The 14,187-nt window shown below is 45.8% G+C and carries 14 protein-coding genes; 8 read left to right on the top strand and 6 right to left on the bottom strand.

Annotated elements, in window-relative coordinates; genetic code table 11:
* Positions 1–5: 5 nt before the first annotated feature.
* The 5 genes from QUA45_RS15355 to QUA45_RS15335 all read right to left on the bottom strand — a co-directional run bounded on the left by QUA45_RS15355 (position 6) and on the right by QUA45_RS15335 (position 5,843).
* Positions 6–725, bottom strand: coding sequence for a carbonic anhydrase (locus tag QUA45_RS15355; RefSeq protein ID WP_333096765.1), 720 nt, complete (start codon positions 723–725; stop codon positions 6–8).
* A 104-nt stretch (positions 726–829) separates the two neighbouring features.
* Positions 830–2,689: an NAD(P)H-quinone oxidoreductase subunit F gene (locus QUA45_RS15350; protein ID WP_333096767.1), complete on the bottom strand. Its 1,860-nt coding sequence runs from the start codon at positions 2,687–2,689 to the stop codon at positions 830–832.
* A 324-nt stretch (positions 2,690–3,013) separates the two neighbouring features.
* Complete coding sequence (locus QUA45_RS15345; protein ID WP_333096770.1) at positions 3,014–4,018, bottom strand: glycosyltransferase; 1,005 nt, start codon at positions 4,016–4,018, stop codon at positions 3,014–3,016.
* Between the two features lie 339 nt (positions 4,019–4,357).
* Positions 4,358–5,473 carry a phospho-N-acetylmuramoyl-pentapeptide-transferase gene (mraY, locus tag QUA45_RS15340; RefSeq protein WP_333096771.1) on the bottom strand — a complete coding sequence of 372 codons (1,116 nt, stop codon included), beginning with the start codon at positions 5,471–5,473 and terminating at the stop codon, positions 4,358–4,360.
* A 130-nt stretch (positions 5,474–5,603) separates the two neighbouring features.
* Positions 5,604–5,843 (bottom strand): DUF3134 domain-containing protein, encoded by a 240-nt coding sequence (locus tag QUA45_RS15335; RefSeq protein WP_006631296.1) that lies wholly within the window; start codon positions 5,841–5,843, stop codon positions 5,604–5,606.
* Between the two features lie 411 nt (positions 5,844–6,254).
* Here QUA45_RS15335 and QUA45_RS15330 point away from each other — a divergent pair, with 411 nt between their 5' ends.
* The 6 genes from QUA45_RS15330 (at position 6,255) to QUA45_RS15305 (ending at position 10,172) form a co-directional block, all read left to right on the top strand.
* Positions 6,255–7,931 carry a glycosyltransferase family 4 protein gene (locus tag QUA45_RS15330; RefSeq protein WP_333221407.1) on the top strand — a complete coding sequence of 559 codons (1,677 nt, stop codon included), beginning with the start codon at positions 6,255–6,257 and terminating at the stop codon, positions 7,929–7,931.
* Positions 7,932–8,080: 149 nt separating this feature from the next.
* Positions 8,081–8,665 (top strand): PAP/fibrillin family protein, encoded by a 585-nt coding sequence (locus QUA45_RS15325; protein WP_333096774.1) that lies wholly within the window; start codon positions 8,081–8,083, stop codon positions 8,663–8,665.
* A gap of 321 nt (positions 8,666–8,986) precedes the next feature.
* Positions 8,987–9,211 (top strand): hypothetical protein, encoded by a 225-nt coding sequence (locus QUA45_RS15320; RefSeq protein WP_333096775.1) that lies wholly within the window; start codon positions 8,987–8,989, stop codon positions 9,209–9,211.
* Positions 9,212–9,538: 327 nt separating this feature from the next.
* On the top strand, positions 9,539–9,832 hold the full coding sequence (locus QUA45_RS15315; RefSeq protein ID WP_333096779.1) for a DUF433 domain-containing protein: 294 nt from the start codon (positions 9,539–9,541) through the stop codon (positions 9,830–9,832).
* Complete coding sequence (locus QUA45_RS15310; RefSeq protein ID WP_333096781.1) at positions 9,829–10,011, top strand: hypothetical protein; 183 nt, start codon at positions 9,829–9,831, stop codon at positions 10,009–10,011. The genes QUA45_RS15315 and QUA45_RS15310 overlap by 4 nt, the downstream gene beginning before the upstream one ends.
* A gap of 26 nt (positions 10,012–10,037) precedes the next feature.
* On the top strand, positions 10,038–10,172 hold the full coding sequence (locus tag QUA45_RS15305; protein WP_333096782.1) for a hypothetical protein: 135 nt from the start codon (positions 10,038–10,040) through the stop codon (positions 10,170–10,172).
* Here the strand turns inward: QUA45_RS15305 and QUA45_RS15300 are convergent.
* Entirely contained in the window at positions 10,154–10,333 is a 180-nt protein-coding gene (locus QUA45_RS15300; protein ID WP_333096784.1) for a hypothetical protein, read from the bottom strand. The genes QUA45_RS15305 and QUA45_RS15300 overlap by 19 nt on opposite strands.
* Before the next feature lie 6 nt (positions 10,334–10,339).
* Here QUA45_RS15300 and QUA45_RS15295 point away from each other — a divergent pair, with 6 nt between their 5' ends.
* Positions 10,340–11,155: a PD-(D/E)XK nuclease family protein gene (locus QUA45_RS15295; RefSeq protein WP_333221405.1), complete on the top strand. Its 816-nt coding sequence runs from the start codon at positions 10,340–10,342 to the stop codon at positions 11,153–11,155.
* Positions 11,156–11,374: 219 nt separating this feature from the next.
* Positions 11,375–13,930 carry a DHH family phosphoesterase gene (locus QUA45_RS15290; RefSeq protein ID WP_333221404.1) on the top strand — a complete coding sequence of 852 codons (2,556 nt, stop codon included), beginning with the start codon at positions 11,375–11,377 and terminating at the stop codon, positions 13,928–13,930.
* Positions 13,931–14,187 lie beyond the last annotated feature (257 nt).

The following is a 14,187-nucleotide window of genomic DNA, read 5'->3' as shown; positions in this document are numbered from 1 at the left end:
TTTCATCACGACTCAGAAAGAATAGTGACTCTGCCCGTGTCTAAATCGTAATACCCACCAACAACTTTCAGTTTATTCTCCGCAATTAATTTAGAGATAACTGGAGAGGCTTTCAACCTCTTAGCTTGCAGAATAACATTCGCTTTGACGGCATTTTCGAGACGATCGCCTGCTTGGTCTTTCGAGCTTTCTACAGCGGGCTTAATGGCATCGAGCAAACTGCCAATTTGACCGGGAACTTGGGCTCCTTTGATGGTTGCGTCTACCGCACCGCACCTTTTATGCCCGACTACCACAAGCACTTTTGCTCCCAGTACCAGCGTGCCAAATTCCAGGCTGCCCATTTCTTCTGAGGTAACAACATTTCCGGCCACGCGACAGACAAATAAATCTCCCAATCCTTGATCGAAGATAATTTCCGAAGGAAAGCGGGAATCTGCACAGCCCAGAATAGCAGCAAAGGGTTTTTGAGTTTTGGCCACTTCGGTGAGGCGCCCAAAGTCTTGGTGGGGATTTTGGCGTTTGCTGTCAACAAACCGTTTGTTTCCGTCGATTAACTTTTGGAGAGCTGCATCGGGAGTCGAGTCATTTTGAGCAATTGCCGGTTCGGGTGCAGCCAAATCAGCGCCTGCTCCTGCTGCGAGTATCCCTGTACCAATAGCACCTGCGACAAATTTGAGCGAATTGCGTCGGGAAAGATTGAATTGTCTGTTGTTTGAGTTCATCTATGCTGCCTTGTTGTATCTAGTTTGAAATCTTTGTTCAAGACTTCATGTTTTTAAGATTTTAGATTAAAACTGTCACCTAAAATCTTCAACCTTATATTTCTTTACCCGCCCACAATCAGCGACAATCGAGCTAGCAAAGGCCAGCTTACCAGCAGTCCCAAAACTGCTATTCCCAACAGAATTGTCAGGGCGTAAAACTGAGTTTGACCCGTAACGTTGTATTTGAGGCTCTGCCCGCCGAAAACCGTTGCAAAACCGATTAAGTTCACGAATCCGTCAACAATATTGCGATCGACCCAGGAGATGATTTGCGAAACCAAACCAACTGCAAATATCACTGTCACGCGGTAAAGTTTGGCGGTGTAAAAGTCGTAAGCAAAAAAGTCTTGCAGGGCTTGAGAACCGATGCGCACGGGTTTTTCCCATTTCTCGTTCAGGTAAACAAATGCTCCTGCACCGATGCCGATCGCCGTTGACAAAACTAGCAGTGCAGTGGCGGTATAATTAAAACTCGCCCCAGGCAATAACTGCCACGTTGCCAGCACGTGCGGAACGTGCAAAGTAAAGCCCATTAAAACAGTCATCGGCAAGATGAAAGGCCAGTGAACTTCTGGCGAACGTTCGGTCATTTGCTTTGGTTTGCCGCCAAAAACTAAACCGAAGACGCGCACCAAGCCAAAAGCAGTGACGCCGTTTACAAACAGCACTATTCCTAACAAGAAAGGGTGAGTTTGCCAAAGCCCGGATGTGAAGTCTTCTAAAGCCCAGAAACAGCCGAAGGGCGGCAGTCCTACCAATCCAGCGCTACCGACAATAAACGATATGGCCGATATTGGCCGCTTTCCCCACAAACCGCCGAGAGCTCGGACATCCTGAGTGACGCTGTTCCAAACTACCGAACCGATGCTCATCACCAGCAAACCCATTGCGAAGGTGTAGGCAAATATCAATGTCAGGGCTGTCTGGGCTTGTCCGGTGCCGACGGCGATAAATACTAAGCCCATGTAAGCGCTGACTATATAGGAAAGCGTGCGCTTGATGTCGATTTGGGCGATCGCAATTAATGAAGCACCAACCGCCGTCGCAGCGCCTACAATAATAGTTGTCTTCAGTCCGATCGGCGACAAAGCAATCACCGGTTGCAACTTAATCAATATCCAAGCACCAGTTTCGACAACTACGGTGTTCCGCAAAATCGTCGCCGGTAGCGGGCCTTCCATCGCCTCATCCAGCCACAGGTGCAAGGGAAACTGAGCACATTTACCCATCGGGCCGGCAATCAAAGCTAAAGTCAGCAACGTCGCTACAGTCGGGTCAAGCTTTGCAGTCTGGGCCCAAACAGCCAACTCGTCAAAATTCCAAGTTCCAGCCAGCGGCAGAATTGCGACTACTCCCATCAGCAGGAATAAGTCACCCACCCGCTTGGTTAAGAAAGCGTCGCGGGCTCCTGTCACCACCAAAGACTGATTGAACCACAGCCCGACTAGCAGGTAAGTACCCAAAGTCAGAACTTCCAAAATCATGTAGCTGAAGAACAGGGAATTGCACAGTACCAAGCCGCACATCCCAGCTTCAAACAGCCCCATCAGAGAAAAGAACCGAGCCCAGCCCCAGTCCATTTCCATGTAACCGAAAGCATAAATCTGCGCCAGCAAGTTCAGTCCGGTAATCAAAACTGTCGCCCCGACGGTGACAGCAGAGATTTCAACGGGAATGGTTAAGTCTAAACCTGCTACATTCAGCCAAGGAATCAACTGGTGTTGCGCCGGTTGGTTCCAGATAGCTGTTAGGGCTATGACCCCGTGTAAGAAAGCGAACAAGGTTAATATGGCGTTCACGTAACCGGATGGTCTTGGTCCCGTGCGGCGGGTAACTGCTGGAAACCACAGCATCGACAGAACTCCGCCGATGAGTGGATAGCAAGGTATAAACCAAACGGTCTGGACTAAGATTTGATCCATTGGCATTACTTGTAAAGGTTACAAAAATTTAAAAATCTGAGAATAATTCCGCTCGCGCTGACGACAGCATTGAAAAGCCCGAAGGCAGAAGTAAAGAAAATTTAGGGGTTTGCCTCTGAGTTTCTTCGCCTCGTCAAACCGAGCGCTTCAGAATAGACTTATTAATTTTATATTAAGTATTGCGTGAAATTTTCATATTTCTGATTCAGCATATTTATCTGTACCTATAAACTATACTTATACGTATATAGAGGGGCGGATTGCATGCAAAGGAATATTTGTCGATCGCAAGTGCGATCGAACAATCATTAATTGTCTAAAATATTAAAACCGCTCAATGTCCCAAGCTGCTAAAGAAAGTTTGGCTTGGCGCTGCCCCATCGACCTTGCCCTAACATTCAAAAGACCGATCGGCGTATTAAACAAATCTACCAGCTCGGCTGGGGCGCTCCTCTTCGAGGGCTTCGCTAACGCACTTTTGGCAGCACCCACAGGCAATTCCTTGAATAGCCATCTAGCCAGCCGATAACAATACTCCCCTGTTGTGAATTCTCGCATCAAATCGACACCGTGGAGTTCGTGCAAATATTTATTAGATTCGCCGTACCTATACCATTGACTTTGCAACTGTTTTATTGTAGAACGGTGGCGGTGTCGGACGATCGCATTTTCGGCAAAATACATTTTATAGGATGTTTCCCGCAAAATCCGCCAACACAAGTCAGCATCGCCACCACTGGTAAGGTAAGGGCGAAATAATCCTATTTGTTGTAAAACTAGCCTCCGTACAGCTAAATTTGCGGTTTGGGCGTAGGGACAAAAAGGGTGAGCGAGAGTATGTTTTTGAGATAAAGTATTTTGGCGCTCGGCGTGTTGTTCTAAGATAGTTTTACCGGGCAATGCGAGTATTTCCCCAGCGCTAATTCCTATTTGTAAGTCAACGAATGGCTTAACTAAATTTTCCAGCCAGTCAGATTTTGGGCGACAGTCTGCATCGGTAAATGCAATGATTTCACCTGTGGATGAGCGAATTCCTTGATTGCGGGCGGCGTAGGAACTTTGAATCTGATTTTCGGTGAGGTGGCGAATGGTTATTTGATTGAAATTGCTTTCTCCCCTTACCAAAGGGGGGACTGAGGGGGAGTTAAAGGCTGCTGTTTGGAGGATGGTTGAAGTGCGATCGTGACTGTTGTTGTCTACTAATAGATATTCTACTCTGTGTGGCGGATAAGTTTGCGATCGCAGGCACTCGATCAACTCCGGCAAATCCATCTCGCCGTTGTAAACAGGCACAACCACCGAAACCTCTGGTAAAAACGTTTTAGTCATTCACAAACAATCGTAAACGATAGCATAACTAATATTGAGTAAGATTAAACGAACCGCGAAGGCGCTAAGGAGGCTAAGGAAGATAAATAAGCAAATGTAGTTCTTCCTTTGTGTTATAAGCCTCTTCCCGGTTCTTCAAATAATTAAAAAGCGTTATTAAGTTCCCTTGCATTAACGGGAATATATATTGTCAAAATTATAACTTCCGAGCCTTAAACAGGCAAGATGCCTGTTCCACAAGAACCGAAGGCAGTTGTGGAACAGGCATCTTGCCTGTTTCTTTCAAATAGTAGAAAATATCTCTTACATCCCCTGTGCAATCCGTCACGCAGTCCCTTCTCAACTGTTTCTTGTCAACATCAGAATCATTAACACTAACGCCCCATTAGTTAAATAAAAAATGCCAACAACCTGAGTTTCCAACCAGCCGCACAACTCTAAATGATGGTGCAGTGGAGCCATTCTTAACAGACGCTTGCCGATGCCATCAGGCCCTTTTGTAGCTTTGTAATAACCTACTTGAGCAATTACTGACAGCGTTTCTACAAAGAAAATCCCGCTGATAATTAATAATATCCAAAGGCTATTTGTTAATAAAGCTACCGCACCCAACGCACCACCCAAAGCTAAAGCCCCTGTATCGCCCATAAACACACTGGCTGGATTGCGATTGTGTGCTAGGAAACCGAAACAACTGCCGCTGATGCAAGCGCAAAAAATCATTAATTCTGGCGAAGTAGAGGCTACAGATGCACCTAATCCCAAAAGTGCGATCGCGCCCAAACCGCCCATCAATCCATCAACACCATCAGTAAGATTAGTAGCATTGCTTTCGGCAACTAGAACAAAACCAGCCAGTGGCCAAAACAGCAAACCTAATGGCAATACCCAACCGAAAGGCAAAGCAACATTTGTAGAAATAGCAGGTTGATGAAACATCAGCCACAGACAAAATAGAGCAGCAAAACTTATTTGCAAAGCCAATTTCATCCGAGGGGAAATACCTTTGTTTGACTTACGTCGCAGAATTTGCCAGTCATCGATCCAGCCAATGAAACCGTAAGCTAAAGTTAAAGCCGATACGGCAACAACATCTGAGTTAAACTTAGACCAAAGTAAAGCGACTGCTACCCCTGCCGGTACAAAAAATATGCCTCCCATTGTCGGCGTTCCCGCTTTTTTCAAGTGAGCTTGGGGGCCATCTTCGCGAATTATCTGTCCTGCTTTTAGTTGCTGGAGTACGGGCACAACTGCATAGCCCAACCCCGACGCAACTAAAGCACAAACAACTAGCGGGATAAATAGCGATGCAGGTAAATTCAAAAATCTATCCGCTGCTACATCTAAACCGATCGCTATAATGCCGAGCCCCAAACCCAGCAGCAGGAATAAATTCTTGCCTGTAAGTTTGAAAGGCAGACTAAAAGGGATTTTCTCATCCAAAAAGTTATCCATAACACTCCTCACCACACACTATTTGAGAATAAGCAATTGACAATGGGGGAATAGGGTGCGATACAGGAGATTGAGAAATCTCTTAGTTTTTCTTCCCTGTTTCCGGTTGATTTCTTCACCCTTCTACCCGTTATTCTTCGCCTACACTCACATCCTCTTCTACTTCCTCTTCTAAATCATCGTAAGGACTGTCGTCAACTGCCATAAGTTCAGAAATTTCTTCTTCGTGCAGATAGTCGGGTTCTTGGACATCCCTTGCTAACAGGCGATTGTTAGATTCCAACCAGTCTAAAAGAGAAGATTGCTGTTTTAATGGAATTACATCCGCAGGTAAGTGGCGAGGAATTTGACGCAGAGATGGATTGTACATGATTATCGGTTTTTAAAGACAAAGATGCGATCGAGTGAGGTAACGTTTTGCCGACGAACTGCTGCTTTGATCGAGCACTTGCAAATCGGGCATTTAGCAAGGCTAAAGCATTATACCACAGGCACTGTTTGGTTCCGGATCGGATAAGATGGGAGACCCAAAAGGCGATCGCCCCCAAGCATGGGCCTCAGAATAGCACTAAAATCCGGTCTTGCCAATCCTTCTTTAGCCGTAAGTATTGTAATCTAAGACGATCGTCTTTAAGATATCGCGGGACGCGCGGCGATCCTATTCTGCAATCTTCGCTAACGGCAAGGCGTTGATTCACAACAGTCTCCTGGTTTTTCATCAAAGCCTGAGCCCGCATGCCCTCTGGCTTCTTCAGTCAACTCTCAAGCAATAAATCTCAGAATGGATATAACGGCAGCAGTTTTATACAGCAAAGAGGGTTACCACACCGGAGGCAAAAAACTTCTGGGGCGTCATTCAGCCGGAGAAGGGTTTCTCAAAAGCTTAGTCCAACACGGAACCGCTGACTCTCTCTATTGTTGCGCCGATAGCGAAACAACCTTTAAGGAGTTTTGTTCGCATATCCAACCTTGGCTGCAAAAACCTCGGAAAGTCCGCTGGATTCCGATGGAACGACCGGATCTGCTATCTCAACCGGGGACAATTTACCGACCCGATCCGGTTCTGTCGCAGATTGTTTGGACCCGCAGATTTGTCGATCAGCGGGCCTACAGCGTTTGCGGCGTTACTCACACGATCGGTACAAAATACATCATGGGGGCGATCGGCGATTTGATCACCGCACCCATGCAGCCTTGGGACGCCCTGATCTGCACCTCTGCCGCCGTGAAAACAGCAGTAGAAGGAGTTATGACCGAGTGGTCTGAATATTTAGCCCAGCGCAACGGCGGTAAACCCGAAATTTTGGTCAAATTCCCCGTTATTCCCCTAGGAGTGGATTGCAGCGCGTTTCCGCAGGGTTTGGAAGCCGTTAATAGTCGCCGCCAACTGCGGCAAGAACTCGGCATTTCTCCCGAAGATATTGTTGTGTTATTTGTCGGTCGATTGACTTTTTCTGCAAAAGCTCATCCGGTACCCATGTACATCGCCCTAGAACGGGCATCACAACACATAAAAGCCAAAATCCACTTAATTCAAGCCGGTTGGATCGAAGATCCGAGAGAAGAACCCGACTTTAAAAATAGCGCACAAATATTTTGTCCGTCGGTGAATGCTATTTTTTTAGATGGCAGACAGCCCGAAATTAGAATAAATATTTGGTCTGCAGCCGACATTTTCATTTCGCTTTCCGACAACATTCAAGAATCCTTCGGACTGACACCAATAGAAGCCATGGCGAACGGACTGCCTGCCATAGTCTCCGATTGGAACGGATACAAAGAATCTGTACGCCACGAAATAGACGGCTTCCGCATTCCCACACTCATCCCGCCCCCAGAATCTTGTTTAGATTTAGCCCTAAATTATCTTGACGGCAGCTTAAATTGGCCGACTTACATGGGTCACACTTCCCTCGCCACAGCAGTTGACATTGATGCTTGCACCCTGGCATTGTGCCAATTAATTGAAAACCCCGAATTGAGAAAGCGGATGGGGGAAAATGCCCGACAAAGGGCGAGGGAAATTTATGATTGGAAAGTAGTAATTGCTGCTTACGAACAATTGTGGCGGGAATTAGCAGAAATTCGCCTGGCGGCACCGGAGTCAGCACCTTTAAAACCTGGGAAGCCGCCTTATCCCCTAGGCGACGATCCGTTTCGGGTATTGGGTAATTATGCGACTAGAAGTTTAAGCAATGAGATGATGCTGAGTCTGGGTGCGATCGCCACACCAGAACTTTTAAAGCAGGTACAGACAATTAGGTTTACCAGTTTTGGTGAGGATAGGAGAAGATCTGTTAGCATTCAGATGGAGATCTTGGATACAATTAAGCAAGAAGGTGCGATCGGCGTGGGGGAAGTTATCCGGCGCTACGTTAAAAACGAGCAAGAATTAGCCTACCTGTATCGGACTCTGCTTTATTTGGTGAAATTTGATATCTTAGTGATTAGTTCTTAGTCCTCGGCGATTGAAATCGCGTCTCCACAAACTTTCGTCCCTCTCGCTTGAGACTAAAGAGAATATCGGTCTGACTTTTGCCTCAAGTGCGATAATTAATCACTGTATCCCTCTCCAAATCCGTGTCATGTTTTCATTATAAAAAAACTATGCTTAGAAAATCTGCACTCTTAGAGATAATAGCTGGTAAGAATCGAGGTTTGCTGGCTACTCCCACCGACAAACAAGCGATTTTAAGCGCGATCGCCCAATTGGAAGATTACAACCCCACACCGCGCCCTATCGAAGCCGCAGAGCTTTTAAATGGTGACTGGCGGTTATTGTACACTACCAGCCGCGACCTGCTGAATCTTGACAGTTTTCCCTTGGTGAAATTGGGTCAAATTTATCAATCTATCCGCGTCAAAGAATCTAAAATTTATAACATTGGCGAACTTTACGGCTTGCCTTATTTGGAAGGAATTGTCAGTGTAGCTGCGAGATTTGAGCCAACTTCCGAACGGCGAGTGCAAGTGAAGTTTGAGCGGTCTATAGTAGGTTTAAGCAGGTTGATTTGCTATGAATCTCCGGGGAAGTTTATCGATGAGATTGAGTCGGGTAAAAAGTTCGCTGCTGTAGATTTCGGGCTGGATACTCGCGAACAGCAGGGATGGCTGGATATCACTTATTTGGATAAAGATTTGCGGATTGGACGGGGGAATAAAGACAGCGTATTTGTATTGACAAAAGAGTGATTTTGTGATGTGTGATAAAGTGCGATCGCCACTTAACTCATTCTCAATTTATCTTTCTTTCATCCGCGTTTATCCGCGTGCATCTGCGGTAAAAAATCAACAATATATCACTTTTGCAAACAATTCAACACTTACTAAAACCCTCAAATCCATAGCCGATAAAAGCTTCAGATAGGATAACCGTTAAAACTTAGCGTTAAGAATTGACAATTGACAATTATTGTGATATGTGCTTGAATTTTAATGGAAAAGGCGTTAGTACATTCCCGCCAAGAAACTTACTAACGCCTTTTGTGTACTCCTTACGAATACAACACGATTATGCCACAAAACGGTTATCAACAGGGATTCGCAGCGAATCCTGGGGCAATCGCGTACCAAAAACGGCTGTACCCTTGGGCGCTCGCCAAACTCATGCCCAGTATGCAGCGGGCGATTGTGGGGCGATTTCGCAGTCGATCGGATGCTGACGGGCACTTGCTGTGTCTGCGTCAACTGATGCCTCAAGCAACGCTTGTCGTAGTCTTTGAATTACAGCCAAACTAAAAGGAGGGTCTAACCCCCGTGGTTGCCCCTCTAAGAGTAGGGTAGACATGGAAGCATTACCCCCCTGCAAGTTGTTCACAATTCATACAAAATTGCTATATCAGCAATGCGAAATTTCCGATGCCCTTGAGGGATTGCCAAGTGCTTTACTATCGGAGACTTGGCAACTTTTAAATGAGGGAAATAGGAAGCCGGCGATGTGGTTTGCTCAACAAATTGGGAAGTTGTAGAGAGGTTGGCGAAAAGTGCCATCGCTCTTAATTTTTTACACACTTATAGCCTCAATCATAACATATAATAAAAATATATCTCCCGTGTTAATCTGCAATGAATGTACAATCTGTTTCGCGTTATGTCGCACGTCACCCTGAAATTTTGCAAAGGGAACCAATTATCGCAGGAACAAGGACTTCCGTTCGGGCGATCGTGGAATTGTGGCGTTTGGGTATTACTCCTGAAGAAATCCCCATGCACTTACCTCACTTGAAATTAGCTCAAATTTTTGACGCTCTGAGCTTTTATTTGGATAACCAGGAAGAAATAAATACTTATATTGAGCGCAATCGAATTCCTGAAGAATTGATTCATCCTGCTGTTAAAGCTGCAATGAGAAAGCCGTGAAACTGTTTGCAACTATTTATACAGATGAAGATGTTTCTAGGCTTGTAGCTACTTTACTGCTGGCTAGAGGGTTCGATGTGACGACAACCAGCGAACAGAGAATCCTGAGTAAATCCGATAGCCAACAATTAGCTTACGCAGCATCTATTGAGCGATGTTTCTCACCCATAATCGCGTAGACTTTGAGCGACTGCATCTAGATTATATGAAAGAAGAAAAACAACATTCTGGGATTATTGTGATTCCTCAAAAGAATGCCTATGAGATTGCTCAACGGGTTGCCATTTTATTAAATACGCTAACGGCTGATGAAATCGCTAATCAGCTTTTATATGTATAAAGCGATCGCACTTTGGAAAGCAAAGGGCGATCGCACTCTCCTCCAAAAACGCGATAGCTCGCTAATTTATCTGCTTTTATCTCCGTCCATCTGCCAACATCTGCGGTTAAAAAAATATCTATACCCCTTACAGTCATAAAAAATCTAAAATCTAAAATCATAAAAAAATGCTCCGACTCTCCCAAACCCAACTCAAAATCCTCGAAGAATGCCCCCGCAAATTCCAACACAGCTATCTCGAACTACTCGCCACCACCGCCTCCCCAGAGCACAAAGAAAAACTCACATGGGGAAGCCACTTTCACCTATTAATGCAGCAGCGAGAACTCGGACTTCCCATTGAATTTATCATCCAACAAGACCCCGAACTAGGACGGTGTGTGGCAGCATTTATCAACACCGCACCCGAACTTTTCGCCCATTCAGAAAATAGCGATCGCATTTTCCGCCAAGCCGAACACCCCCGCACCCTAATTTTCCAAGACTACCTATTCACCGTTATCTATGACTTGCTAATAGCAGAACCAAACGCAGCCCAAATTCTCGACTGGAAAACCTATCCCCGTCCTCAAAAATCAAAATGGATAGCCGAAAGTTGGCAAACTCGCCTCTATTTATACGTCTTAGTAGAAACCAGCGATTATTCCCCCGAACAAGTTTCCATGACATACTGGTTCGTACAATTGCAAGGAGAAGAACCGCCGCAAAAACTCACATTTTATTATAGCCAAACAGAACACGATCGCACAAAACAAGATTTAACCCACCTATTACAGCAGCTAACCGACTGGCGACAGCGCTATACCGAAGGCGGCGAATTCTTACCTCAAGTAGAAATTAGTTCCAATCTTTGCGATTCCTGTCAATTTGCCACTCGCTGCAACCGCACACTAGACACCCAAGCTGCCTCACCAAATCTTTCCGCAGAAACTCCCACAGATTGGCTGCCAAATCTTGCTATAATCGACGAAATATTTATTTAATATATAAACAAGCCCCCCCAATTTTACTCGTTACTAGGCTCTGCCTGGTAACGCAGATACGGAGGCTCTGCCTCGAATTTCCTCATCTTAAGCGAGGCAGAGCCTCTGGAAATGGGTTCCCCGGCTCTGCCTGGGAAACAGTGACTCGCTTAAGTTTTATTTAACATACAAAAAAGCCCTTGGATTCATCTGGGGTCACAATCTAAAATCTAAAATCGAATGGCAGAAATACCTCAAAACTGGCAAAATCAACTCTTACCCCAACCCCCAGCTTGGCTGATCGAAGCTGTCAGAAACCACGCACCAGAACTCCCCGGAAACTATGCCGCCGCACTTCTGTGGTATAGAGGAATTCACAATCCCGAACAAATACCCGGTTTCTTAAATCCCAAACTTTATCAACCTGCAAGTCCCTTTGAATTCGGACTAGAAATGAACTGGGCGATAGAAAGAATCCAGCAAGCACGAAACAGCGGTGAAAAAGTCGCAATTTGGGGAGACTTCGACGCCGACGGTATTACCTCAACTTCCGTACTTTGGGACGGACTGCGAGAATTTTTTGCTCAAAATAACCAACTAATTTATTATATTCCCAACCGTTTAACCGAATCTCACGGACTCAACATCCCGGGAATAGATGCCTTAGCCCAATCTGGAATTAGCTTAATTATTACCTGTGATACTGGCAGTACAAACATCGCCGAAATCGAATACGCCACCAGCTTAAATATCGATACAATTATCACCGACCATCATACATTACCTGACCATCGCCCGCCAGCTACAGCCATTATCAATCCCCGCTATTTCCCCCCAAACCACCAACTATTTAACCTTTCAGGAGTTGGAGTAGCTTACAAATTAGTTGAAGCCTTATATCACACATTACCGGATATTCCGCAGCGCCCGCTCACAGATTTATTAGAATTAGTAGCGATCGGCTTAATTGCCGATTTAGTCCAACTTACAGGAGACAGCCGCTATCTAGCACAAATCGGCATCCAACAACTGCAAAAACAAATCGCAAATCCCACCCGCCCGGGAGTTGCAAAATTGCTCGAATTGTGCAAAAGATCGGGCGATCGCCCAACCGACATTTCCTTCGGCCTCGGCCCCCGCATCAACGCCGTCAGCCGCATTCAAGGCGATGCCAGCTTCTGCGTAGAACTCCTCACCAGCCGCGACAAAAAACGCTGCGAAGAACTAGCAAATTTAACCGAAATTGCCAACTCCCGGCGCAAATCTTTACAAAAAGATGTTGCCAAAGATGCCGCCAACAAATTAGCCAAACTCGACCTCTCAACTACTAGCGTCATCGTCCTCAGCGACCCCCAATGGCCCGTAGGTGTATTAGGATTAGTAGCGGGACAAATCGCCCAAGAATACGGTCGCCCCGTGATTTTATTCAGCACAGAAGGAAGCGAAAAAATTAATGAAAATCCCCCGGAAATCCTATTTACCTCCTTCTTAGATGCTGAATCACCCACACTTTCACCATCCAAAATTGCCAGGGGTTCGGCGCGTTCCGCCAATCAAATCGACCTTTACCAATTAGTCAAAGACCAAGCGCATTTATTGCACAGATTTGGCGGTCATCCTTTCGCCGCCGGATTGAGTCTCCCTGTTGAAAATATCCCCCTATTTACGGATGCGATAAATCAGCAACTGCGACAACAATACAGCACCGATAGTTTAACAGCAGCCCCTGTTCAAGCCGACCTAAAAATTACTGTCTCCGAATTAGGAAAGGACTTATTTCAAGAATTAAAATTGCTCGAACCTTGCGGCATGGGCAACCCCGCCCCCAAATTGCTGATTAAAAACTGCTGGTTTGACAATCTGTGGAATCAAAAAATCAAGGACTTGAAAGGGCAAAAAGTAGAATATATCAAAACAGAATTTACAATTAGAGATGAATCTAGCGATACGGGATTTCCCGGCATTTGGTGGGGACACAATCAAAATGAAGTTCCCCAAGGCCGGTGCGATGTCACCGTTGAACTCGATTTTAATACTTACAAATCGCGGTATGAAGTGCGCCTCGTATCAGTGCAAGAACGCACGGAAGACAACAAAATAAATTCCCAGACTCAAATAGATTGGATTGTAGACTGGCGCAATAGAAATAACGATGAAGAGTTGTTAGCAGCCAGCACAAACTTACAATCTCAAATGCCGATCGACAATCTAGCTTACAATTCCGAAATGGTCGATCGCCAAAACTCGATCGTCCTCAAAGAATGCCCCGCAAGCTGGGACGAATTGCGGATCTGGTTTCGGCAAGCACAGCACACTCAGAAAAAACTCGCGATCGCCTATACATTACCCCCACTCGTACCCCCACAGCAAATCTGCCAACAGCTAATCGGCATCGCCAAATACCTCAGCCGCACCAAAAGACCCGTCACCAGACAGCAACTAACCCAAAAACTCGGCATCAGCGACACATCGCTGCAACTGGGGTTTAAAACCCTAACATCTCTCGGTTTCAAAATCAATTACCGCGATCGAGCTTTCCACATCGCCAGACAACCCGAAACCGCACAGCAGCAAGACGCGCCCGATCAAATCCCCAAACCCTTATTAGATAGCCAATCCATTCAATTCTCAGTACCAAATTCCCCGATTGCCGCCCGTTTTGCAGCGCAATTCCTAGCAGCAGTCTCCGAAGAACAATTCCGGCGGAAATATTTCTGTGAAGTACCCCTCTCCACCATTGTTTCGATCGCGCGAGAAACCGTTTTCCAAGAAGATTCTACAGCAATTCCCTTCTAACTGAGATATTGCACCATTGTTAAGCATAGGCAGGATGCCCCTTCCACTCATGAGATAGCTTTGCTTATGGGTTACACACGCTGTTACCACTGGTGGGGCTGGCTTTTGGGCCCCAGAAGCGAGAGAAATTTTTGTGGGTCTGGCTTAAGAGGTCTATTCCTGACACGGCGGCAACATCTCAGTTCTAAGAAATATCTTAGTTCTGAATTCATCCCGATAAAATAAGGCATAGGGCAATGCGAGTTATCCGTTGCGAG

This window comes from Microcoleus sp. Pol12A5 (genome assembly GCF_036701435.1).
GTDB lineage: Bacteria > Cyanobacteriota > Cyanobacteriia > Cyanobacteriales > Microcoleaceae > Microcoleus.
Note: the sequence above shows the minus strand (reverse complement) of the source record. Positions and strands in the feature narration are given on the sequence as shown.